22 protein-coding genes are annotated in these 21743 nt (G+C 66.8%); 19 read left to right on the top strand and 3 right to left on the bottom strand.

The window, feature by feature from the left end:
* Window positions 1–216 precede the first annotated feature (216 nt).
* The 15 genes from ihfB to ACO06P_RS15310 all read left to right on the top strand — a co-directional run bounded on the left by ihfB (window position 217) and on the right by ACO06P_RS15310 (window position 14767).
* Entirely contained in the window at window positions 217–504 is a 288-nt protein-coding gene (gene ihfB / locus ACO06P_RS15380) for an integration host factor subunit beta (RefSeq protein WP_299398774.1), read from the top strand.
* A 199-nt stretch (window positions 505–703) separates the two neighbouring features.
* Window positions 704–1087 (top strand): lipopolysaccharide assembly protein LapA domain-containing protein, encoded by a 384-nt coding sequence (locus ACO06P_RS15375; protein WP_420346114.1) that lies wholly within the window; start codon window positions 704–706, stop codon window positions 1085–1087.
* Window positions 1087–2022, top strand: coding sequence for an ornithine cyclodeaminase family protein (locus ACO06P_RS15370; RefSeq protein WP_420346113.1), 936 nt, complete (start codon window positions 1087–1089; stop codon window positions 2020–2022). Before ACO06P_RS15375 ends, ACO06P_RS15370 begins: the two co-directional genes overlap by 1 nt.
* A gap of 166 nt (window positions 2023–2188) precedes the next feature.
* On the top strand, window positions 2189–3307 hold the full coding sequence (locus ACO06P_RS15365; RefSeq protein WP_420346112.1) for an NAD(P)/FAD-dependent oxidoreductase: 1119 nt from the start codon (window positions 2189–2191) through the stop codon (window positions 3305–3307).
* A gap of 79 nt (window positions 3308–3386) precedes the next feature.
* Window positions 3387–4265, top strand: a complete 879-nt coding sequence (pyrF, locus tag ACO06P_RS15360; protein ID WP_421938128.1) for an orotidine-5'-phosphate decarboxylase — start codon at window positions 3387–3389, stop codon at window positions 4263–4265.
* 3 nt (window positions 4266–4268) lie between these two features.
* Window positions 4269–5210, top strand: coding sequence for a hypothetical protein (locus ACO06P_RS15355; RefSeq protein ID WP_420346110.1), 942 nt, complete (start codon window positions 4269–4271; stop codon window positions 5208–5210).
* 205 nt (window positions 5211–5415) lie between these two features.
* Window positions 5416–6330 carry a hypothetical protein gene (locus ACO06P_RS15350; protein ID WP_420346109.1) on the top strand — a complete coding sequence of 305 codons (915 nt, stop codon included), beginning with the start codon at window positions 5416–5418 and terminating at the stop codon, window positions 6328–6330.
* A 270-nt stretch (window positions 6331–6600) separates the two neighbouring features.
* The gene (locus ACO06P_RS15345; protein ID WP_420346108.1) at window positions 6601–7440 is read left to right on the top strand and encodes a hypothetical protein; all 840 of its coding nucleotides are present in this window, start codon (window positions 6601–6603) and stop codon (window positions 7438–7440) included.
* Window positions 7437–8255, top strand: coding sequence for a hypothetical protein (locus ACO06P_RS15340; RefSeq protein ID WP_420346107.1), 819 nt, complete (start codon window positions 7437–7439; stop codon window positions 8253–8255). Before ACO06P_RS15345 ends, ACO06P_RS15340 begins: the two co-directional genes overlap by 4 nt.
* Window positions 8256–8633: 378 nt before the next feature.
* Window positions 8634–9440 carry a hypothetical protein gene (locus ACO06P_RS15335; RefSeq protein WP_420346106.1) on the top strand — a complete coding sequence of 269 codons (807 nt, stop codon included), beginning with the start codon at window positions 8634–8636 and terminating at the stop codon, window positions 9438–9440.
* 82 nt (window positions 9441–9522) lie between these two features.
* Window positions 9523–10170 (top strand): phosphoribosylanthranilate isomerase, encoded by a 648-nt coding sequence (locus ACO06P_RS15330; RefSeq protein ID WP_420346105.1) that lies wholly within the window; start codon window positions 9523–9525, stop codon window positions 10168–10170.
* 171 nt (window positions 10171–10341) lie between these two features.
* On the top strand, window positions 10342–11574 hold the full coding sequence (trpB, locus tag ACO06P_RS15325) for a tryptophan synthase subunit beta (RefSeq protein ID WP_420346104.1): 1233 nt from the start codon (window positions 10342–10344) through the stop codon (window positions 11572–11574).
* A 13-nt stretch (window positions 11575–11587) separates the two neighbouring features.
* Window positions 11588–12424, top strand: coding sequence for a tryptophan synthase subunit alpha (gene trpA, locus ACO06P_RS15320; RefSeq protein WP_420346103.1), 837 nt, complete (start codon window positions 11588–11590; stop codon window positions 12422–12424).
* Between the two features lie 26 nt (window positions 12425–12450).
* Window positions 12451–13413, top strand: a complete 963-nt coding sequence (gene accD, locus ACO06P_RS15315) for an acetyl-CoA carboxylase, carboxyltransferase subunit beta (RefSeq protein WP_420346102.1) — start codon at window positions 12451–12453, stop codon at window positions 13411–13413.
* Window positions 13397–14767, top strand: a complete 1371-nt coding sequence (locus ACO06P_RS15310) for a bifunctional folylpolyglutamate synthase/dihydrofolate synthase (protein WP_420346101.1) — start codon at window positions 13397–13399, stop codon at window positions 14765–14767. The genes accD and ACO06P_RS15310 overlap by 17 nt, the downstream gene beginning before the upstream one ends.
* Before the next feature lie 78 nt (window positions 14768–14845).
* On the opposite strand, the gene ACO06P_RS15305 is transcribed toward ACO06P_RS15310, so the two are convergent.
* A complete protein-coding gene (locus tag ACO06P_RS15305) occupies window positions 14846–15745 on the bottom strand; it encodes a LysR family transcriptional regulator (protein ID WP_420346100.1) in 900 nt (299 codons plus the stop codon).
* Between the two features lie 100 nt (window positions 15746–15845).
* On the opposite strand from ACO06P_RS15305, the gene ACO06P_RS15300 reads away from it, so the two are divergent.
* From ACO06P_RS15300 to ACO06P_RS15285, 4 genes are all read left to right on the top strand, one after another.
* Complete coding sequence (locus ACO06P_RS15300; protein ID WP_420346099.1) at window positions 15846–16874, top strand: TRAP transporter substrate-binding protein; 1029 nt, start codon at window positions 15846–15848, stop codon at window positions 16872–16874.
* Window positions 16875–16997: 123 nt separating this feature from the next.
* Window positions 16998–17528, top strand: a complete 531-nt coding sequence (locus tag ACO06P_RS15295) for a TRAP transporter small permease (protein ID WP_420346098.1) — start codon at window positions 16998–17000, stop codon at window positions 17526–17528.
* Window positions 17529–17531: 3 nt separating this feature from the next.
* Window positions 17532–18824, top strand: coding sequence for a TRAP transporter large permease (locus ACO06P_RS15290; RefSeq protein WP_420346097.1), 1293 nt, complete (start codon window positions 17532–17534; stop codon window positions 18822–18824).
* 49 nt (window positions 18825–18873) lie between these two features.
* A complete protein-coding gene (locus ACO06P_RS15285) occupies window positions 18874–20469 on the top strand; it encodes an N-acyl-D-amino-acid deacylase family protein (protein WP_420346096.1) in 1596 nt (531 codons plus the stop codon).
* 169 nt (window positions 20470–20638) lie between these two features.
* On the opposite strand, the gene ACO06P_RS15280 is transcribed toward ACO06P_RS15285, so the two are convergent.
* A complete protein-coding gene (locus ACO06P_RS15280) occupies window positions 20639–21028 on the bottom strand; it encodes a YkgJ family cysteine cluster protein (protein ID WP_420346095.1) in 390 nt (129 codons plus the stop codon).
* Window positions 21029–21319: 291 nt separating this feature from the next.
* Window positions 21320–21673, bottom strand: a complete 354-nt coding sequence (gene trxA / locus ACO06P_RS15275; protein WP_420346094.1) for a thioredoxin TrxA — start codon at window positions 21671–21673, stop codon at window positions 21320–21322.
* Window positions 21674–21743 lie beyond the last annotated feature (70 nt).

The raw sequence follows: 21743 nt of genomic DNA, 5'->3' as shown, positions 1-21743 counted from the left end.
TGGCAACGTTTTGGGTACTTGAGATGAAAACCGCTTGCAGGCGGCGCTCAAGGGCAGCGCGGGCTCCGTCGCCGCACTCTGGCTGATTGCCACGTCAGGGGAACAACAGGGCGCAACAGCCTTGAGAGAACAGCGGCGCAGATCGGTGAGCTGCGGGAGGCAAACGGGCAGGGGACACCCGACCATTGCCGCGGTCGGGAGGGGAAACATGTCGTTATGACGAAATCGGAATTGATACAGCATATCGCTGATTTGAATCCGCATCTCTATCACCGCGATGTGGAACGTATTGTTACGACGATTTTCGACGAGATCTCCGAAGCGCTGTCCCGGGGGGACCGGGTCGAGCTCAGAGGCTTTGGCGCCTTCTCGGTGAAGAAGCGCGAAGCGCGCATCGGCCGTAATCCGCGCACCGGCGCGGCGGTCAACGTTTCGGAAAAGCACGTGCCGTTCTTCAAGACCGGAAAACAGCTGCGCGAACGCCTGAACGGACGCGAGGGCTGAAACGGTTTCGGTGCCGGCCCGCCGCGCGGCCTCGGTACCGGACACCAGCCGGTTAGACGCCGCCGCAGGCGCTGGGGACCCCGTCCCTCGCTTCATGTTTTTGCACGCTCGTGCGTCCGTCCAAGACGGCCTCGCGCAGTGCCTGCGCTTGGGCTAGACTGCCCCGATTGAGCGTCCAACAGCTTGGGTGGCACCCCCCGTGCGTTACATCTTCTGGTTCATGACCCTGTTGCTGACCCCGGTGTTCATTGTCTTCACCGTGGCCAACCGCGACCCGGTGGTGATCGACTTCTGGCCTTTTGAAATCCAGCAGGCGCTGCCCTTCTCCCTGGTCGTCCTGGCCTGCCTACTGTTCGGTTTCGTGGTCGGCGCCTTCCTGATGTGGCTGCGCTTCGGCGCGGCGCGGGCACGCGCCCGCCAGGCCCAGCAGCGCGCGGCCGTGCTGGAGCGCGAACTGACGAACCTGAAACGCAGCGCCGCCGCACATAGCCCCGCAAGCGCCGCCGGCCTGCCCTCGGCTCCCCCGGCATCCACCGCCGCCGACCAGACCCCAAGGCTTCCCGCGGCAGCCGGAAGTCCGTAATGCGCATCCTCTCCTCGGCGGAGGTGGAAGCGGTGCTGGACTATCCGAGCCTGATCGAGCGGCTGCGACAGGCCTTCCGCCGCGACATCAAGGTCCCCGTCCGCCACCACCACGACGTCGAGGTCACCGGCGCCAGTACCGGCACGTTGCTGCTGATGCCCGCCTGGCAGGTGGACCGCCACGTCGGCATCAAGATGGTCACCATCTTTCCCGACAACGGCGCCCGCGGTCTGCCGGCCGTCATGGGAATCTACGTCCTGCTGGACGGCAAGACCGGATCGCCGCTGGCGCTGGTGGACGGGCCGACCCTGACGGTCAAGCGGACGGCGGCCGCGTCCGCCCTTGCGTCCAAGTACCTGTCGCGGCCGGACAGCGAACGGCTCCTGATGGTCGGGACCGGCGCCATGGCCCCGCAGCTGATCATGGCCCATGCCGCGGTGCGGCCGGTCTGCAACGTGCTGGTCTGGGGGCGCAGTCTGGAGAAGGCCGAGAAACTCGCGCGGCGCCTCAATCGCCGTGACCTGCGGGTGGAAGCGACCGAGGATCTGGAAGCGGCTGCGCGAGGCGCCCATATCATTTCCTGCGCCACCTTGAGCCATGATCCGCTCATCCGCGGCGACTGGCTGCAACCCGGCCAGCACCTGGACCTGGTCGGCGCGTTTCGGCCGGAGATGCGCGAGAGCGACGACCGCGTCATGGAACGCGCGCGCGTCTTCGTCGACACCCGCGCCGGCGCGCTGAGCGAAGCCGGCGATATCCTGCTGGCCATCGAGGCGGGGGCGCTGAGCGAAGAGGATATCGCCGGCGACCTCTTCGAACTCACCCGCGGCGAGCGCAGCGGCCGGCGGTTTTACGATCAGATCACGGTTTTCAAGTCGGTCGGCACCGCGATCGAGGATCTGGCGGCCGCGCAGTTGGTCCACGAACGCGGCTGATCGCATTTCCCACCGATATCTCCCACTGGTATTTCCCACCGGTATTTCCCACTGGCCGGAGCCCCCTGCGGCAGGCATGCTCTCCGGACCGCAAGCGGTCTCGGGAAGGCAGCGCATATGCAGGTGATGCCATGGCTCAGAGGGGCAATGCTGTGAGGCTGCGCGCATGAAGGTGCTCATCGTCGGCGGCGGCATCGTCGGTCTTGCGACCGCCTGGGCGCTGGTGCGCCAGGGTCATAACCCGGTTCTGTTCGAGCAGGGGCCTCTGCCGCACGAAGGCGGGGCGTCCTACGACCAGCACCGCCTTATCCGGCTGCCCTATGCCGATCAGCGCGGATACTGCGCCATGGTGATCGACGCCCTGGCGGCCTGGAGCCGTCTGTGGGACGACCTGGGCGAGACCCCATACGCGGAGATCGGCAGCCTCGCGGTCTCCACGGAAGAAGACGACTGGACCGATCGCTCCCGCATTACGCTGGATGCGCTCAGCCTCGACTACGACACCCTGGACGCCGCGGACATCCACGCGCGCTATCCCTTCCTGGCGTTGCCGGCGGGGGCCTGGGGCCTGTTTAACCGGCGCGGCGGCCTTTTGTTCGCGGCGCGCATTGTCGATTCCCTGGTGCGCTATCTGCGGCACCGCGGCGTCGAGCTGCGCGACGAAACCCGGATCGTCGGCGTCGACCCCGCCGCCGGCTGTTTGAGCCTCGCCGACGGCAGCCGCGAGAGTGCCGAGGCCATTGTCGTCGCCGCCGGCGCCTGGACCGCCAAGCTGTTCCCGGAGCTGGCGCGCCGCGCGGTGCCCCACCGCCAGGTCGTGACCTATCTTGAGCCGCCGGAGGCCTATGCGGAGGCCTGGGCCGCCGCGCCGGCAATGGTGCATCTCTCCAACGCAGCCGACATCTATGCCGCCCCGCCGGTGGCCGGAAGCGAGCTGAAGTTCGGCGCCGCTGCCCACCGCCGCCCCGCCGACCCGGACACCCTCGATCCGCTGGGCGACGGCGAAGCGGCCGGCGTGGCCGCCGCCTTTCGCGGAGTGCTGCGGGATCTCGACGATTACAGAATCCTGCGCGGACGCCTCTGTCCCTATGGCATCGCGCCGGACAGCCGCTTCGTCACCGAACGCACCGGCGGCGTGACGGTGATCGGCGGCTGCAGCGGCCATATGTTCAAGTTCGGGGCGGTCATGGGTGAGGAACTGGCCAGGACCGCGACAGGCGAGCGCCCTTACGAGGACTTCCGCACCTGGGCGGAAGGGCGCGGCGGGCGCTTGGAAGAGGACTGAGGTCACCCGCGACAAAAGGCGGCGAAGCACCCGTTCACTGCCTCTGGTCGAGCGCGCGCGGCTCTGCTAGGTAGAGGCCATGACCGTGAAATCACAAGACGGCGCGATCGCGCCGCAGGAGCGTGTCTTCGTGGCCCTGGACACGCCGGACATCGAGCGTGCCGCGGCCTTGTCCAAAGCCGTCTTGGGCGCCGTTGGCGGCGTCAAGGTGGGAAAGGAACTGTTCACCGCCCAGGGGCCCGACGGTGTCCGCGTGGCCGCCGGCGGCGCGCCGCTGTTCCTGGACCTGAAGTTCCATGACATCCCCAACACCGTGGCCGGCGCGGTCCGGGCCGCGGTGCATCTGCGCCCGGCCATCTTGAATGTCCACGCCTCCGGCGGGCGGGCAATGATGCAGGCGGCCGCGCAGGCCGCCCGGGAGACCGCCGAGGACCTGGGGATCGAACGGCCGAAGGTGATCGGCGTCACGGTGCTGACCAGCCTCGACGCCGCCGATCTGGAAGAAGTCGGACAGCGCGGGCCGGCCGAGGATCAGGTCCTGCGCCTGGCCCGCCTGACGCAGGACAGCGGTCTTGACGGCGTGGTCTGCTCGCCGCGGGAAATCGCCGCTCTGCGCCAGGCCTGCGGCGCGGACTTTCTGCTGGTCGTGCCCGGCATCCGTCCGACCTGGGCGGCCAGCGGCGACCAGAAGCGGGTCATGACTCCGGCAGAGGCCATCGCCGCCGGGGCCGACCACCTGGTCATCGGGCGCCCGATCAACGCCGCCGACGATCCGCGCGCCGCGGCCCGGCGCATCGCCGAGGAACTGGCCGCGGCCGCAGAGCACGACGGTGGCCCCCACTCGGGCGGCCCCCACTCGGGCGGCCCCCAGTCGGGCGGCCCCCGGTCGGGCGGCACTACGGGATCGGGCGGCGCCACGGGGTCGGCTGGCGGCCCCCAAGAGGCGCGGGCCGGGTAGCACATGACGGCACAGCAATCCCCCCCGTCGGGACCGGTCGCCGAAATCCCGGTCGCGGCCACGGTCATGGCCAGTTTCGCCGCCGTCTTCGGCCGCCTGGCGCTGGTCGCCGAGGCCGCCAAAGGCGCCGCCGCCCTGCTGGTCGGCGCCTGGGTGATCTCGCTGATCCTGCCGGCCGGCGGCGGGGTCAGTCTGTTCCTGGTTCTGGTGAGCTTCGCCGCCAGCTGCCATTTCGGGGTGAACTGGTGCCGGATCATCCTCTTCGGGCCGGAAGCACTGCCCGCCAAGGCCCTCTCCTGGGGCGAGCTCCACTGGCGCTTCTTCGGCTACAGCGCCTTCCTGGTGCTCGCTATGATGCTGATGGCCGTTCCCCTGGCCTTCATCGGCTCCGTGCTTGCCGCGATCCTCGGTCTGATGGGCCCCACCGGACAGGTCGGCCCCGGCGCGGTCCTGGTGCTGCTGGTGATGTTCGCCGGGATGATCTATGCGCTTGCACGCCTGGGCTTCGTCCTGCCGGCGGCGGCGGCTGGAGAAACCTATGGCCTCGGCCTGTCCTGGCAACACACTGCCGGCCAGGGTTTCCGGCTGACCGTCGCCCTGGCGGCCGTCGCCCTGCCGCTCACCATCGCGCAGATCGCCATCTCCCTCGTTCTCCTGCAACTGTTCTTCGGGCTGTCCATGGCGGACCTGATGCCGCAGATCCCGGGGGAAGGATTGCCCGCCGAGCGCCCGGCCCCCGCCGTCAGCCCGGGTGAACCGCCCTCGATCCTGGGGGTTATCGTCTTCAACCTGATCCAGGCCGTCGCCAACTTTCTTGCCTTCGCGGTGGTCTTCACCTTCCTCAGCTTTGCCTTTCGCACCTGCACCGGCTGGGTTCCGGATACAACCGGCAACCTGCCGTCCACGCAGCCCCCGTCGAGCAGGGAAAACGACAAGACGTCCTGAACCGCCGGCTTCGGACTCGCGACCCAAAGCTGCCGTTCCTTGGGACGGCCGGCTGTGGCTGGGACGTCCGTGGACGCGACACTGGCGCCGAAACCGGGCGCGACGGGCCGCCGGCAGCGTGCTTTTCCTTGCCGTTCCCCGTTTCAGTCGAATAGACTCGCGCCAATTATCGTATTGGTTGATGGATGCGCAAGGGAGCCGAGGATTGACCCTGCAGGAAACACAGCCGCCGCTGGAAACGCAGCCTCTGATGAAGCTGGGCATCGCGGCCACCGTCAGCGGCGCCTACAGGGCTGTCTTCGGACGCTTCTGGCCGCTCTGCAAGGCAGCGGCCCTGCCCTTTGTCCTCAGCATCGTGATCGGCGCCGCCGGTGTTGTCGTCGCGGATACCCACTTTACTCTGGACCTCGCGGTTCAGCTTCTCAGCTTGCTGCCCCTGGTCATCTTCGGCATCGCCTGGGGCCGCATCGTGCTGCTGGGGCCGCGCAGCGGTGCCATACCGAGGCCCCTGCTGGGTATGCGGACCTGGATCTACTTCGGCTATCTGCTGGTCTACCTGCTGTTGTTCATCATACCGTTCCTGCTGCTGTTCGCGGGCAGCATCGGTCTCACCTACCTGGCCGGAACCACCGCGGCGGGCCCGGACCCCATGGCTCTGTTGGCGCAGGCGCTCTGGGTGGTTCCAACCGGCTTCCTGCTATACCTGCTGCTGCTCTACGTCTCGCTGCGCCTGGCCCTGGTGTTTCCGGCGGTGAGCGTGGATCAGCGACTGAGCCTCGCCGGCTCCTGGCGCCTGACCCGCGGCAACGGCCTGCGGTTCTTCGCAGCCATGATCCTGACCATGCTTCCGGTTGTCTTCGCGGTCATGCTTTTCGGCAGCTTCTTCAGCAACCTGCTTGTATCGAGTATCGATCTTGGGCAGCCGGGCGGAGGGCTGATCGGCCCGGACGGGTCGCTGAGCCTGACCGCCATGGCCCTGTTCTTCGGACCGACCATGGTCTTCTCGATCATCGTCCAGTACATCGCCTTCGGGCTGGTCGCGGCGGCGGTTGCTAAAGTCTATGCCCAGTTCAGCGGCTGGAGCGAAACCGGCGAGGACATGCTGAAGCGCTTCGAGTGACCTGCGCGGCCGAGCCCTCCGGCCCCGGTCGGCTGTCGATCGGCCGCTGTGGATCGCGTCCTCTGTGATACCCTGCAGCCCGGCTCTTCCCCGGCTTGGAGGTTTTGTTGTGATCGTCATCCTGTCCGTGCTGGCCCGCCGCCCAACCGGCCGCTCCCATTCTGGAAACGCACAGAGAGGGATCGTACGGGGGAGGATCGTACGGGGGGGATCGCACGGGGGGAGATCGCACGGGGGGGGATCGCACAGAGGCAGCTTGGAGCGCGTTGAATGATCACCAGCGAGCCGCCGCAGCAAGCCACCGGTCCGCTGCCCGTTGCGACGACCATTGCCGAGGTCTACACCGCGCTGTATCGCCACGCCGGATCCCTGCTGTGGTGCCTTTCGCTGCCGATTGCCTTGTCGATCATCTTTCTCGTGATCGTCAGCACCCAGATACAGTCTCCCAGCGCCTATGTGCTCTGGTATCTCTTCCTGGCGGTCCCCACCACCATGCTGGGGGTGCCCTGGCTGCGCCTTCTGCTGCTGGGGCCGGCCGCCCAGCCGCTGACCGTGTTCTCCAACTTCGGCGAGCGCCACTGGACCTTCCTGAAGTTCAATTTCCTGATCTCCCTCATCACCCTGCCGCTGGTCTTCCTGCAGTTCTGGCTGGAGGCGGGCAGTCTCGGCACCGCCGAAACGGCACCCGAGGGCGGACAGCCCCTGGCGCCTTTCGAAGATGAGGAAAGCACCCATCTGCTTTCAGGAGACCTGATCTACTGGGCGGTCTATCTGCCGCTGTTCTATATCCAGATACGCCTTTCCTTCGTGCTGCCGGCCGTGGCGGTGGACGAGCACTACGGCTTTGCCGAGTCCTGGCGGCACACCCAGCCGCTCGCCGGGCGGCTGTTCCTGATCGCCGTGATCGCGGTGCTCGGGCCCTGGCTGGTATGGTTCTACAGCCCGAGCTGGTCGGACAGCGCGGGCTGGCAGCTCATCGCCTTCCTGTTCTATCACGTGACCATCTTCCTTCATCAGGCCGCCCTCTTCGCGCTGCTGGCCTTTGCCTTCCGCAGCACGACCGGCTGGGTCCCCGCCGCCGACCGCAACGTCCTGCAGCGCTTTGAATGAGCACTATTGCGGCGGAAGGATCGTCCCTGCCGAGGCTGCCGGTTTGGCGGACCGCGAAGGCAGGGTACCGGGACACGTACAACAACCGTGACGCCTTGGTGCGGGCCGCAGCTTTGCCCCTCGTCATCGCCGTGCTGCTGGAAAGCTTCATTCCCGAGGGATCATCCGATCCCGGGCTCGGCATCCTTCGCACCGTGCTGTCATTTGTCGTCATTACGCTGTTCCAGGCTCTCTGGCTGCGCTTCTTGCTGCTGCGTTCGCCCGAGGCGCGGCCTGGCCTGATCAGTTACCCGGGGAAACGCTTTCTGCCCTTTCTCGGATACTACGTACTGCTCCTGGTCCTTTATATTCCGGCGCTTCTTTTCCAGTTCTCCGCCGCAAACTACGAAGGTCCAACGCCGGCTCTCACGATCATACTGATCGTCGCTCTCTATGCTCTTGCCTTCTACTTCGGTGCCCGTCTTGGCTTCACGTTTCTGTGGATCGCCGTCGACGCACCGCAGCGTCTCGGTGCTTCCTGGCGTGCCACCAGAAAGAACGGAATGCGCATCGTCATCGTGCTCTGCCTTACCGCGGTTCCCCTCTTGCTGCTGCCGTTCGGCGTGGGACTCCTCATGGCAGCAATGGATTCAGGGGTCGCCGCCCAGCTCGAAACAACGGCGTATGAGAGTTGGCTGCTCTGGATCTTGATCCCAGCCGGCAACGTTATCCTCTACCTTTACTACGCCCTCGCCTGCTCCGTTCTGGTTCAAGCGTTTTCAACCCTGACCGGCTGGAGCCTCCATCGCCGGGAAGTTCTGGAGCGCTTCGAGTAGGCGCCCGTTGACTTAAGCGCTCCAAGCAGCCTCCGTTAGGGTCGACGCGCAAGTCTGCAGCATTTCGACGCTGGAGGATGCCGCAGCACCGGGAGGCCGACCGCATCTTCAAGACCGGCCTGCTGGTCGATGCCGACGACGCCCCCATCGCTATCGTACCTCGGTTCACTGCTGGTCAGCCAACGGGAACGCTTGCAACGCGCTTGTCAGAACCCACCTATCAGGATCGAAGGACTTGCTAATGAATGCAGGAAGGACGCGAATTCTCCTCGACACCGCGATCCGACGGGGATGATGCCGGCTGGAGTTCATGATGCAAGCGAGCCCTGCCTCTTGAGTTGCCCTGCTTATTGAATTGAATGTGAGCGAGGCGGACCGATGAAGCTGCCTGTTACACGCATCGTGATTTCAGCTTATGGAGCTGTCATCGCAGACCTCTGGCGCTTTTTCCTTCTTACGGTTCCTGCTCTGGCCGTCATTGTGGCGCTCTGGCTTGTTCGGCTTTCGCTAGGCCCTCAGCTGCAGGGTTTCGCCAGCGCCTGGCTGTTGGTCGAGGCGCTGCCCTACATTCTTTTTGGTCTGATGTGGTTTCGAATTCACGAGTCGCCGGGAGCTCTCTTTCCGAAACCACTGTTCGGGACAGGAAGCTCCGCTTTCATTATCTTTGCAGTCCTTGCCTGTCTGCTCATCTGGCTACCGGTTTACCTCTTCGCCTTTCCGATGCTGTTCCAGTTTCTTGAAACAGCCCGGACCGGTGCACCACCGTCACTGTCGATGCAGTTCCAAGGGTATGTTCTGCTTCCAGGTACAATGCTCGTCTGGCTCTACGTGCTGAGCCGCTTGAGCCAGGTTCTGCCCGCTGCCGCACTCGATGAAGACCGGAGCTTAAAGGCCACCTGGGATGCCACCGCCGGCAATGGAGTACGTCTGCTTGCCGCCTACCTGCTGGCCGGGCTCCCGGTCCTGACCCTTGTCGGTTTGCTGGTTATCTTCAGCATTTCGCGTGGGCACTTCGGCGCCCCCAACAGCATCGCGATGGCAACCCAAGGAAGCTACGTCGCGGAGCGTGTACTGACAGGCCTCATGACCGCCGTCCTATGGCTTGCCTTTACGGCCCTTCTCGCAACCGTCGCCGCTGAAGCATATCGTCGTCTCACTGGGCGTCCCCCAAGACACCAGGTCTAGGTCTTGCCAAGCCAATCCCATTGACTTGACCGCTCCAAGCCGCCCTAATCCGGCGCCCGGAAGCCAAGCGACCGAAATGAAAATGAGCGTTGACGTAAAAATCTGCGGCATCTCGACGCCGGAGGCGATGGACGCGGCGGTGGAGGCCGGCGCGGCCTTTGTCGGGCTGAACTTCTATCCGCCAAGCCCGCGCGCCGTGACGCCGGAGCATGCGGCGGCCCTGGCTGCCCGCGTGCCCCAGGCGGTCATCAAGACCGGCCTGCTGGTCGATGCCGACGACGCCACCATCGCAGCCATCCTCGCGGCCGCGCCGATGGACCTGCTGCAGCTTCACGGGTCCGAGACGCCGGAACGGGTGGCCGCGGTGAAGGCGCGCTTCGGCCTGCCGGTGATGAAGGTGGTGAAGCTGCGCCAGGCCGGCGACCTGGAGGCCGTCGACCCCTACCTCGCCGTGGCCGACCGCCTGCTGTTCGACGCCAAGCCGCCGGCGGAGATGAAGGAGGCGCTGCCCGGCGGCAATGCGCTGGCCTTCGACTGGTCGATCCTGAAGGGCCGGCGCTGGCCGCTGCCCTGGATGCTGGCCGGCGGCCTGACGGCGGAGAACGTGGCCGAGGCGGTCGCCACGACCGCCGCACCGGCGCTCGACGTGGCCTCCGGCGTCGAGGATGCGCCCGGCGAGAAAAGCCCTGAAAAAATCAGGGTCTTTCTGACCGCCGCGAAAGCGCTCTAGCGGACCGCCTGGCGCCGCCCCTGGGCCGCCCGGGGGCCGCCCGAGGCCCAACCGGACGCGATAATCCGCCGAAAACGGGGCCGCGCGCGGGCATTGCGGCAGCGGCGCGTTTGGGGCACTCTCCGCCCTTCATCAATAAGAAACGCTGCGAACAAGGACAGAACGTCCCCCATGGGAACGCTGAACACTTTCCGCGCCGGCCCGGACGAGGCCGGTCACTTCGGGCTTTTCGGCGGCCGCTTCGTCGCCGAGACGCTGATGCCGCTGATCCTGGACGTCGAGCGCGCCTACACCGCCGCCCAAAAGGACCCGAGCTTCCAGAGCGAGTACGACTACTACGCCAAGCACTATGTCGGGCGGCCGAGCCCGCTCTACTTCGCCGAGCGCCTGACCGAGGAACTGCGCAAGGACGCGGCCCCGGACAAGGGCGCCAAGCTCTACTTCAAGCGCGACGAGCTGAACCACACCGGCTCCCACAAGGCCAACAACGTGCTGGGGCAGATCCTGCTGGCCCGGCGCATGGGCAAGACCCGCATCATCGCCGAGACCGGGGCCGGCCAGCACGGCGTCGCCACCGCCACCTTCTGCGCGCTCTTCAACCTGCCCTGCGTGGTCTACATGGGCGCCACCGACATCGAGCGGCAGGCCCCCAACGTCTTCCGCATGAAGCTGCTGGGCGCCGAGGTGAAGGCCGTGACCAGCGGCACCGGCACCCTGAAGGACGCCATGAACGACGCCCTGCGCGACTGGGTCGCCAACGTCGAGGAGACCTTCTACATCATCGGCACGGTCGCCGGCCCGCATCCCTATCCGGCCATGGTGCGCGACTTCCAGTCCGTCATCGGCCGCGAGGTGCGCAAGCAGATGAACGAGGCCGAGGGCCGCCTGCCCGACGCGCTGGTCGCCTGCATCGGCGGCGGTTCCAACGCCATGGGGCTGTTCCACCCCTTCCTCGACGACAAGGAGGTGCGCATCGTCGGCGTCGAAGCGGCCGGGCGCGGTATCCCGACCGGCGAGCATGCCGCCTCGCTGACCGGCGGGCGCCCCGGCGTGCTGCACGGCAACCGCACCTACCTGCTGCAGGACGACGACGGCCAGATCATAGACGCCCATTCGATCTCCGCCGGCCTCGACTATCCGGGCATCGGGCCGGAGCATTCCTGGCTCAACGACATCGGCCGCGCCGAGTACGTCTCCGCTACCGATACCGAAGCGCTGGAGGCCTTCCAGCTCTGCTCGCGGGTCGAAGGCATCATCCCGGCGCTGGAGCCGGCCCATGCGCTCGCCCACGTACGCAAGCTGGCGCCGGAAATGGACCGCGACGCCCTGCTTGTCATGAACATGTGCGGGCGCGGCGACAAGGACGTCTTCACGGTGGCCGAAGCCCTCGGCGTGAAGCTTTGAGGGGTGTGAAGCTGTGAGCGCAGAGAGCAGAATTGAGCGGCGCTTCGCCGCCCTGAAGGCCGAGGGCCGCGGCGCCCTGGTCACCTTCGTCACCGCCGGCGACCCGGACCCGGAGACGGCGCTGGAACTGTTGAAGGGCCTGCCGGGCGCGGGTGCCGATCTGATCGAACTCGGCATGCCGTTTTCCGATCCCATGGCCGAAGGGCCGCCGATCCAGGCCTCCAGCCTGCGTGCGCTGAAAGCCGGCATGACGCTGGCGAAGACGCTGGAGACCGTGCGCGCCTTTCGCGCCGGCGATGCCGACACGCCGATCATCCTGATGGGCTACTACAACCCCATCTACAGCTACGGCGTCGAGCGCTTCGTCACCGACGCCAAGGACGCGGGCGTCGACGGCCTGATCATGGTCGACCTGCCGCCGGAGGAAGACGAGGAGCTCTGCCTGCCGGCACTGAAAGCCGGCATCCACTGGGTGCGCCTGGCCACCCCGACGACCGACGACGCGCGCCTGCCGGTGGTGCTGCGCAACACCAGCGGCTTCGTCTATTATGTTTCCATCATGGGGATCACCGGGACCAAGGCGGTGCCGGTGGACCATGTGCGCGAGGCGGTGGCGCGCCTGCGCCGCCACACCGAGCTGCCGATCGCCGTCGGCTTCGGCATCCGCACGCCCGAAGCCGCCGCCGCGATCTCCCAGGCCGCCGATGCCGCCGTGGTCGGCTCGGCCATCGTCGACGCCATCAAGGCTGAGCTGGACGCGGACGGCAAGGCCAGGCCCGGGCTGGTGGCCAAGGTGCTGGCCTTTGTCGAGTCCCTGGCCGACGGCGTGCGCGGCAACCGCGCGGCCTGACCCTTTAACCCCGGAGGTATCGCCTCATGAACTGGATCACCAACTACGTCAGGCCGAAGATCCGCGCGCTGGTGACCAAGCCGGATGTGCCGGAGAACCTCTGGGAAAAGTGCCCGAGCTGCAGCCAGATGATCTTTCACCGCGAGCTGGAGTCGAACCTTCGGGTCTGCCCGCACTGCGGCTATCACATGCGCATTTCCGCGCGCCGTCGCCTGGAGATGCTGTTCGACGAGGGGGCGTTCAAGACCATCGAGCTGCCGGAAGTGCCGCTGGATCCCCTGCGCTTCCGCGACCGCAAGCGCTACACCGACCGCCTGCGCGAGGCCCAGGCCAAGAACGACGGCGACGAGGCGATCATCGTCGCCCACGGCACGCTGGGCGGCCACCCCACCGTCATCGCCGTCTTCAACTTCGCCTTCATGGGCGGCTCCATGGGGATTGCGGTGGGCGAGGGGCTGCTGGCCGCCGCCCGCCTGGCGGCTCTCCAGGAGGCCGCGCTGATCGTCATTCCCGCTTCCGGCGGCGCACGCATGCAGGAGGGTATTCTCTCCCTCATGCAGATGCCGCGCTCGGTGGCGGCGGTGGAGATCGTCAAGGAAGCGGGCCTGCCCTACATCGTCGTGCTGACCGACCCGACCACCGGGGGCGTTTCCGCGTCCTTCGCCATGCTGGGCGACGTGGCCCTGGCCGAGCCCGGCGCCATCATCGGCTTTGCCGGCCAGCGGGTGATCGAGGAGACGATCCGCGAATCCCTGCCCGACGGCTTCCAGCGGGCCGAGTACCTGCTGGAGCACGGCATGGTCGACATGGTGGTGACCCGCGCGGAGATGCGCGAGACCCTGGCGCGGATTCTGGGGCTGCTGCGCGACAAGGTGCCCAGCGCCGAGGTGGTCACCCTGCCCGTGGGCGATGAGGGTGCGCCGGAGGACGAGCCGGAGCCGGAGATCCCGCCGCTGCCGGCGGAAGAGGGCAGTGACGTCCGGACCTGACGGGGCCGCCGCGGCCCGCGGTGCTCCACCACCGAACACACCCACCAGCGATGCGGTGCTGGAGCGGCTGACCCGCCTCCACCCGAAGATCATCGACCTCTCCCTCGGCCGGGTGGAGCGGCTGCTGGCACGCCTGGGGCATCCCGAACAGCGTCTTCCCCCGGTGATCCATGTCGCCGGCACCAACGGCAAGGGCTCCCTACTGGCCTTCCTGCGCGCCATGCTGGAAGCCGGCGGCCGGCGCGTGCAGGCCTATACCTCACCCCATCTCGTGCGCTTTCACGAGCGCATCCGCCTGGCAGGCGGGCTGATCGACGAGGCGGCACTGATCGCGCTGCTGGAGCGCTGCGAGGAGGCCAACGGGCCGGAGCCCATCACCTTCTTCGAAGTGACCACCGCCGCCGCCTTTCTCGCCTTCGCCGAAGAAGCCGAGGGTAAAGCGGGCGCAGGGGACAAAGAAGGAGCCGACATCCTGCTCCTGGAAACCGGCCTCGGCGGGCGCCTGGACGCCACCAACGTCCTCGACAAGCCCCTGCTGACCGCCATCACCTCCATCGGCCTGGATCACCAGCAGTATCTCGGCGACACCCTGGCGGCCATCGCCGGGGAGAAGGCGGGCATCCTGAAGCCCGGCGTGCCTTGCGTCGTCGGCCCGCAGCCGGACGAGGCCCTGGCGGTGATCGAGGCGGCGGCGCAGAGGGTCGGTGCGCCGCTGCACCGGCACGGCCGGGACTGGCGCTTCACCCCGAGACCGGACGGCTTCCGTTTCGAGGATGCGAACGGCGTTCGCGACTGTCCGCGGCCCAATCTGCCGGGTCCGCATCAGGTCGCCAATGCCGCCCTCGCGGTTGCCTGCGCGCGCCGGCTGGAGGGTTTTGGCCTGGACGAGGCCGCCATCGGCAAGGGCATCACATCAGCCGACTGGCCGGGCCGCCTGCAGCGCCTGACCCGCGGGCCCCTGGCCGAGGCGCTGCCGCCGGGCTGGGAGCTCTGGCTGGATGGCGGCCACAACCCGGACGCCGGCGCCGCCCTGGCCGGGACCCTCAAGACCTGGCAGGACCGACCGCTGCACCTGATCTACGGCATGCTGAACACCAAGGGGGCGGAGGGCTTCCTGGAGCCGCTGTCGCCGCTCGCAGAAGACCTGAAGGCCGTCGCCATTCCCGGCGAGAAAGCCAGCCTCAGCGCCGAAGACGCCGCCGCCCGCGCAACCCGGGCCGGCCTCGACGCCGCCCCGGCCGCAGCCGTCGCCGACGCCCTGCAGGCCATCCTCCGCGACGCGGAAAGACCCGGCCGCATCCTCATCTGCGGCTCCCTCTACCTCGCCGGCCAGGTGCTGCGCGACAACAGCTGAAACCTCTCGGGTGCAGCGCCCCGACCACTCTCCCCGGTCACCCCTGATCAAGTCCGGGATGACCGGTGGTTATGCGCCTTAACCGACCAGATCTTCCGCCTGCTCCGCCAGAAAGTCGATGAAGCGCTGCTTGACCGGCGAAAGGGTGTCCTGGTTCCAGACCGCCACCGTCGGCACCGTCGCCGCGCAGTCTCTCAGGGGCCGCGTCTTCAGGCCCTTGCGCAGGCAGTTCTCGATCGAGGTCGCCTGAACCGAGATCCCCATTTCGCAGGCGATGAGCCCGAAGATCCCCTCGCTGTTGGAGGCCTGCTGCACGACCCGCGGCTCGAAGCCGGCCTCCCGGCAGAGCCGGTAGAGGTGGTCGTGGTAATAGGTCCAGTTGGCGGTCGTGCCCAGCACGAAAGGCTCGCCGGCCAGATCGGCCAGCGCAATCTCCCGCTGCTTTGCCAGCGGATGGCTGCCGTAGAGCACGACGATGAAGCCGTCGTGCTGCACGGCCAGGGAGGCGAGCCCCTCCGCGGCCACCGGGCCGGTGACGAAGCCGACGTCCAGAGCGCCGGCCTCCACGGCGTTCAATTGCGCGCGGGTGTAGTCGTGGCGCGGCTCCAGCGTCACCTCCGGATAGCGCTGGCGAAAGGACTTCAGGATCTGCGGCAGCCGTCCGGCGATGGCAATGTCGGTGTAGCCGACCACCAGGTGCCCCTTCTCCCCGGTAGCCGTCTTCTGGGCCTGGTCGACGGCCCCGTCCATATAGGCCAGCGCCGTCGAACAGCCGCGCAGGAAAGTGGCGCCGGCGCGGGTCAGGGCGACATGGCGGTTGCTGCGCTCGAAAAGGCTGACGCCGATTTCCTGTTCGATATGGCGGATCGCCCGGCTGAGCGCCGGCTGGCTGACGTTCAGACGCTCCGCGGCGCGGCGGAAATGCAGCTCCTCGGCCACCGCGGCAAAGTAGCGGATGTGGCGCATACCGATATGCATGATGCAACTCCGGCATCAATCAGGGCGTTATTGCTATTATACACCGCATTACCGCAGGACTAAGCTTTTCTGACAAACCCATAAAACAGGGAGCAGAGAGATGGATTGGGGAACGAGAGGGGATTGGGGAACGAAAGGCGCCACGCTCGCGGCGGCGGCGGTCTTCGCCCTGGGTCTGGGGCTGGCCGAGCGCGCTGAGGCCGCCGATACGGTGGTGATGAACCTGGGCTGGGCGACGCCACTGGAAAGCGACTACGGCATCCTGGCCGCCAAGTTCGAAGAACTGGCCGAGAAATACTCCAACGGCACGGTCGACGTGAAGCTGCGCTGCTGTGCGCAGATCTCCACGGAGGACGACGCCTTCAAGGCCCTGCAGCTCGGCACCGTCGACGGCTACTTCATCTCGCAGAACAACGTCTCGCCGCACTGGCCGCTGATGGACGTCTTCGTGCTGCCCTACATCTTCCAGAACACCGACCACATCCTGAAGGTGGCCGACGGTCCGGTGGGCCAGAAGATCCGCGACAAGATCCAGGCCGACACCGGCGTGCATCTGCTGACCTTCGGCGGCCCGGGCTACCGCGATATGTTCAACTCCCGCCGTCCGGTCAACACCATCGAGGATCTCGCCGGACTGAAGCTGCGCGTGCCCAAGAACCAGGTGATGCTCGCGACCTTCGAGGCCTTCGGCGCCGAGCCGGTGCCGCTGGCCTGGTCGGAAACGCCCACCGCGCTGCAGACCGGCACCATCGATGGCGGCGACAACGGCACCTCGGTGATCCGCGAGATGAAGTTCTTCGAGTTCGCCAAGCACCTGATCATTCTCGATCACTTCGCCGGCTTCGCGCCGGTCTTCGCCTCCAACCGTTTCATGAACAAGCTGGACGAGGATCAGAAGGCCGCGGTGCTGCGCGCCGCCCAGGAAGCGGGCGCATACCACACCCAGGTGAAGGTCGCCGAGATCGAGGAAATCCGGACCTGGCTTTCCACCGAGGGCGGCATGTCGATCACGCGCCCGGAGCGCGGGCCCTTCATCGCCGCCGCGCAGGAGGTGCAGCAGCAGTTCGCCGCCGACCGCGGTGACGCGTTCAAGGCGCTGGTCGACGAGATCCAGGCCGCCGCGGACTAGCCCCCATCAGACCTCATTCCTGTCGACTGCCGGGCGGGATCGCCTCCGGGTTTTCCCGCCCGACTTTTTCACAAACGGTAGCGTCGTCACCCGTCGCAGGGTGACGGAACGGAGGCAGGCTGGATGATTCTGCACACGCTGCGGCAGGTCGAACGGCACTTCGAAGAGGCGCTGTCCTGCTTCGGCCTCGCCGTCGTCGCGGTCTGCGTCTTCCTGCAGGTCATCATGCGCTACGGCTTCAACTCCGCCCTGCAGTGGTCGGAGGAGGTCGCCGCCATCGCCATGGTCTGGGCGGTCTACATGGGCGCGGTGCTCTGCGTGCGCGAGCGCTTCCATATCCGCATCATGGCCGGGGTGATGCTGCTGCCGACGAAGGCGGCCACCGGCGTGGTGATCCTCGCCGACGTCATCTGGCTCGGCTTCTCGGTCTTCATGGTGAAGATCAGCATTGATTACCTGGAGGTGCTCTGGACCTTTACCTCGACGACGCCGCGCCTGGGCATCAACGAGTTCTATCCGCAATCCATCGTCTTCATCGGCTACACGCTGATGATCGTGCGCCTGCTGCAGCTCTATGCCGGATGGTGGCGCGGCGGGCGGCGCGGCATTCCGGGCATGCGCCCGGAACATAACCGCGAAACGCCGGAGACCTGAGCGATGAACGATCTCGTCCTCATCGCCCTCGTCTTCACGGTGCTGACCCTGATCGGCCTGCCGCTCTTCGCGGCGGTGGGCATCAGCACCATCCTGGCGCTTTTCCTGATCGACATTCCCTACACCCTGATGGCGCAGACCGGCTACACCAGCCTGACGCCCTTTCCGCTGCTGACCATTCCGCTCTTCGTGCTGGCCGGGCGCCTGATGGAGGTCGGCGGCATGGCCGAACGGCTGATCGGCATCGCCACCAACCTGGTGGGCGCCTACCGCGGCAGCCTGGGCCTCGTCACCGTCTTCGCCTGCATGCTCTTCGCCGCGCTGTCGGGTTCCGGCCCGGCGACCACGGCGGCCATCGGCTCGGTGACCATTCCGGCCATGCGCCGCGAGGGCTATTCCGTGCCCTTCGCCGCCGCCATCGCCGCCTCCGCCGGGGCGCTGGGCAGCGTCATCCCGCCCAGCAACCTGATGATCATCTACGGCTTGGTTTCGGAGACCTCGATCCCGCGCCTCTTCCTCGCCGGTGTCGTGCCGGGCATCCTGGTGACCATCCTGCTGATGATCACCACTTACATCATCGCCCGCCGCAAGGGCTATGGCGGCACCGGCGAGCGCTTCTCCTGGACGCCCTTCCTGAAGGCGCTCTGGGACGGCAAGTGGGCCATCGGCGCACCGGTGCTGATCCTCGGCGGCATCTACGGCGGCGCCTTCACGCCGACTGAAGCGGCAGCCGTGGCGGTGTTCTATGCCCTCTTCGTCGGCCGCTACGTCTACAAGCAACTGACGGCGAAAAAGATCCTGGAGAGCCTGCGCTTCACCGCCCTGATGGCAGGCCTGCTGATCCTGCTGACGCCGACCCTGGCCTTCGGCCAGCTCTCCGCCTTCTACGACGTGCCGGCGGCGGTGGAGACCTCCATCACCGCCATCACCGACAGCCCGATCCTGATCATGATCTTCATCGGGATCTTCTACATCATCATCGGTACCTTCATGGAGTCGCTGGCGCAGATCATCCTCTTCACCTCGGTCTTCCTGCCGCTGGTGGAGAGCCTGGACATCGACCCGGTGCTGTTCGGCGTCTTCACCGTGATGACCTGCGAGATCGGCTTCCTGACGCCGCCGCTGGGCGGCAACCTCAACGTCGCCTCGCGCATTTCCGGCATCACCATCGAACAGGTCTCGGTCGCCGTGCTGCCTTTCATCCTGGCCTACGTGGTGGGATTGCTGTTCATGATCTTCATTCCCGAGGCAACGCTCTGGCTGCCCAACGCCTTTTACGGCGTCGCCACCTACTGAGCCGGCCGGGGCACGAGAAGCCAAGGCGCGACAAGAAAGAGCACACTAGATGCTGGATATCGTTCTGGAAGGCGGCACAGTCTACGACGGCAACGGCACGCCGCCGGTGGAAACGGACGTCGGCATCGCCGGCACCCGCATCGCCGCCATCGGCGACCTGTCCGAAAGCGCGGCAAAGGAACGGGTTTGCGTGCGCGGCCTCGCCGTCTCACCGGGCTTCATCGACCTGCACACCCACTCCGACTTCACCCTGGCCGCCAACGGGCGCGCGGAGAGCCAGGTGCATCAGGGCGTGACGACGGAGGTCGTCGGCCAGTGCGGCGTCTCCTGCGCGCCGGCCCGCAGCCGCCGCGACATCGAACTGATGGCGCCCGGCTATCTGCCCGGCGCCGTAGAGCCCGACTGGCTGAGCTTCGGGGAATACCTCGATCACCTTGACGGCAAGCCGCTTGGCGTCAACGTCGCCGCCTTCGTCGGCCACGGCACCATTCACCGCGCGGTGCTGGGCGATGCCCTGCGACCGGCGCGCGACGAAGAAGTGGAGGCCATGGCCGAACTGCTGGGCTGCAGCCTGGACGAGGGCGCCTACGGCTTTTCCTCCGGCCTGGAGTACTGGCCCGGCAGCCTGGCGACCCCTGACCAGCTGGCCCGGCTCTGCCGCGTGGCCGCGGCGCGGGACCGGCTCTATGCCACCCATGTGCGCAACCGGGATCTCTTTTATGATCTCGGCTTCGGCGAGGCGATCGCAACAGCACGCGTGGCCGGCGCACGCCTCCAGATCTCCCACATCCAGCCCAAGTACGGCGCGCCGCGCCATGCCATGGCCCACAGCCTGGAGATGATCGATCAGGCCAAACGCCAGGGCGTCGATGTGGCCTGCGACGTCATTCCCCACGACTGGTCCCACACGAGAGTCATGGCGATCCTGCCGCAGTGGGCGCAGGAGGGCGGCCCGGAGACCGTGCGCGCGCGCCTGCAGGACGAAGAAACCCGCGCCCGGATCAAACGCAATCCTCGGCCCATGTGGCGCCTGGTCAGCGACGGACGCTGGGAGGAGATCGTGCTGATGCAGTCGGAGGCCAACCACGCCCTGGTCGGCCTTACGCTCGCCGAGATCGGCGCCAAGCGCGGCTGCGACCCCTACGACGCGGCGCTGGACCTGCTGCTGGAGGAGGACGGCGATGCGATGAACCACCTGATGTGGACATCGCATTCCTTCTCCGAGGACGACATCCGGCTCGCCCTCTCAGGCACCGACTGCGCGGTGATCTCCGACACCCTGGCGCTGGCGCCCTACGGCTGTCTGAAGCACTCCATCGGCTCGCTCAGCGGCTACGGCTGGGCGGCGCGTTTCCTGCAGCACTACGTGCGCGACCACGAGGTATTATCGTTGGAGGAGGGGCTGCGGCGCCTCACCGCCCTGCCGGCCGACCGTCTCGGCCTGCGCGACCGTGGCCGGCTGGCCGACGGGAACTTCGCGGACATCACGGTCTTCGATGCGGCGGGCATCGCCAGCCACTTCGATCTGAAGGAACCGCGGCGCTATGCCAGCGGTATCGCCCATGTGCTGGTGAACGGGCGTTTCGCCATGCGCGACGGCGCCCGCACGGAGGTCGACAGCGGCACCGTGCTGCGGCCAGCCTGAGAGGGAACCAGGGAACGCCCTTCACGGTGCCGCGCCTCGCCCTTCGAGACGGCCCTTCAGGCCTCCTCAGGGTGAGGCCTCAGCTCACTGACCTCATGCTGAGGAGCGCGCGCAGGCGAGCGTCTCGAAGCACGAGGTCAGCTGCCAATCAGACTGCTGCCAAGACCGGCTAGAAGTTATAGGTGGTGGCCACGTAGTCCGGGTCTTCCTGGGCTTCGCGTTCGAAGCTCAGGAACTCGTAGTAGCCGCAGCGCTTGCGGCCCGGAAACTCCCGGCAGATCTTCGGGCGCGCTTCATAGACCGTGCAGCGGCGCTTGTCGGTATCGAAGAAGCGGCAGATGGTTCCGTAGTGCTCGTCCTTCTGGTGACGCAGCACCCGCGGCGCCTTCTTCTGGCCGTCTTCCTTGTAGCCCTTTTTCGTGAAGCGCTTCTGCGCCTCCTCCGGCGTGATTCCGAAATGCTCGGCCAGGCGCCTGATGTCCTTGGGCTTCGCATGGATATTCGGGTAGGAGCAGCAATAGCCCGGACACTTCAAACAGTCGTACTTGACCTTCCCCACGGCGATCCTTTGCCCTTCTTGCCGGCGGCGCGGCTCCTGCGCCACGCGGCTGCACTCTCGCGGTGATACAAAACCGAGGCGCGACCATCGTCGCTCCCCCTCATGCTGTCAAGGCATCACCAGGGGGCAAGGCAACCCGGGCGGAGATTTCTATGCTGCGGAAGCGCTGTCCCGGCCCGCCAAAGGAAAAGCCCCGCCGGGGGGACAGCGGGGCTTTTGGGGCATCTTACTGGGGAAAACCGTATTTGGGAGCTATACGTTTCTCTGTACTGTACCTAGCTATGTAGGGGCTCACACCACGGATTCAACCCATTCCAGCAACTGGGTCTTGCCGACCGCGCCAACCTTGGTCGCGGCGACTTGGCCGTCCTTGAACAGCATCAGGGTTGGAATACCCCGCACGCCGTATTTCTGGGGCGTATGGGGGTTGTCGTCGATGTTCAGCTTGGCGACGGTGATGCGGCCGTCCATCTCGCTGGCGATCTCCTCCAGGGCCGGTGCGATCATCTTGCAGGGGCCGCACCATTCGGCCCAGAAATCGACCAGAACCGGGCCTTCGGCCTGCAGAACATCCTGCTCGAAGGTGCCGTCGTTGGTCGCCGTCGTCGCGGAGGCGGAGGTCGTTGTCGCAGTCGTCGTTGTCATGGAAACATCCCTATAGCGGTGGGGCGGCGGGGCTTCGGCAAGCCCCGGACTCGCTATTGCCTTGAGCGCC

Origin of the sequence: Pelagibius sp., from assembly GCF_965227505.1 — a bacterium.
GTDB lineage: Bacteria > Pseudomonadota > Alphaproteobacteria > Kiloniellales > Kiloniellaceae > Pelagibius.
Note: the sequence above shows the minus strand (reverse complement) of the source record. Positions and strands in the feature narration are given on the sequence as shown.

Bases quoted from the DNA above. Each gene is read 5' to 3' on its own strand.
- ihfB (WP_299398774.1), top strand. From the start codon at position 217: ATGACGAAATCGGAATTGATACAGCATATCGCTGATTTGAATCCGCAT.
- ACO06P_RS15370 (WP_420346113.1), top strand. From the start codon at position 1,087: ATGCGCATCCTCTCCTCGGCGGAGGTGGAAGCGGTGCTGGACTATCCG.
- ACO06P_RS15365 (WP_420346112.1), top strand. From the start codon at position 2,189: ATGAAGGTGCTCATCGTCGGCGGCGGCATCGTCGGTCTTGCGACCGCC.
- pyrF (WP_421938128.1), top strand. From the start codon at position 3,387: ATGACCGTGAAATCACAAGACGGCGCGATCGCGCCGCAGGAGCGTGTC.
- ACO06P_RS15355 (WP_420346110.1), top strand. From the start codon at position 4,269: ATGACGGCACAGCAATCCCCCCCGTCGGGACCGGTCGCCGAAATCCCG.
- ACO06P_RS15345 (WP_420346108.1), top strand. From the start codon at position 6,601: ATGATCACCAGCGAGCCGCCGCAGCAAGCCACCGGTCCGCTGCCCGTT.
- ACO06P_RS15340 (WP_420346107.1), top strand. From the start codon at position 7,437: ATGAGCACTATTGCGGCGGAAGGATCGTCCCTGCCGAGGCTGCCGGTT.
- ACO06P_RS15335 (WP_420346106.1), top strand. From the start codon at position 8,634: ATGAAGCTGCCTGTTACACGCATCGTGATTTCAGCTTATGGAGCTGTC.
- ACO06P_RS15330 (WP_420346105.1), top strand. From the start codon at position 9,523: ATGAGCGTTGACGTAAAAATCTGCGGCATCTCGACGCCGGAGGCGATG.
- trpB (WP_420346104.1), top strand. From the start codon at position 10,342: ATGGGAACGCTGAACACTTTCCGCGCCGGCCCGGACGAGGCCGGTCAC.
- accD (WP_420346102.1), top strand. From the start codon at position 12,451: ATGAACTGGATCACCAACTACGTCAGGCCGAAGATCCGCGCGCTGGTG.
- ACO06P_RS15305 (WP_420346100.1), bottom strand. From the start codon at position 15,745: ATGCATATCGGTATGCGCCACATCCGCTACTTTGCCGCGGTGGCCGAG.
- ACO06P_RS15300 (WP_420346099.1), top strand. From the start codon at position 15,846: ATGGATTGGGGAACGAGAGGGGATTGGGGAACGAAAGGCGCCACGCTC.
- ACO06P_RS15295 (WP_420346098.1), top strand. From the start codon at position 16,998: ATGATTCTGCACACGCTGCGGCAGGTCGAACGGCACTTCGAAGAGGCG.
- ACO06P_RS15290 (WP_420346097.1), top strand. From the start codon at position 17,532: ATGAACGATCTCGTCCTCATCGCCCTCGTCTTCACGGTGCTGACCCTG.
- ACO06P_RS15285 (WP_420346096.1), top strand. From the start codon at position 18,874: ATGCTGGATATCGTTCTGGAAGGCGGCACAGTCTACGACGGCAACGGC.
- trxA (WP_420346094.1), bottom strand. From the start codon at position 21,673: ATGACAACGACGACTGCGACAACGACCTCCGCCTCCGCGACGACGGCG.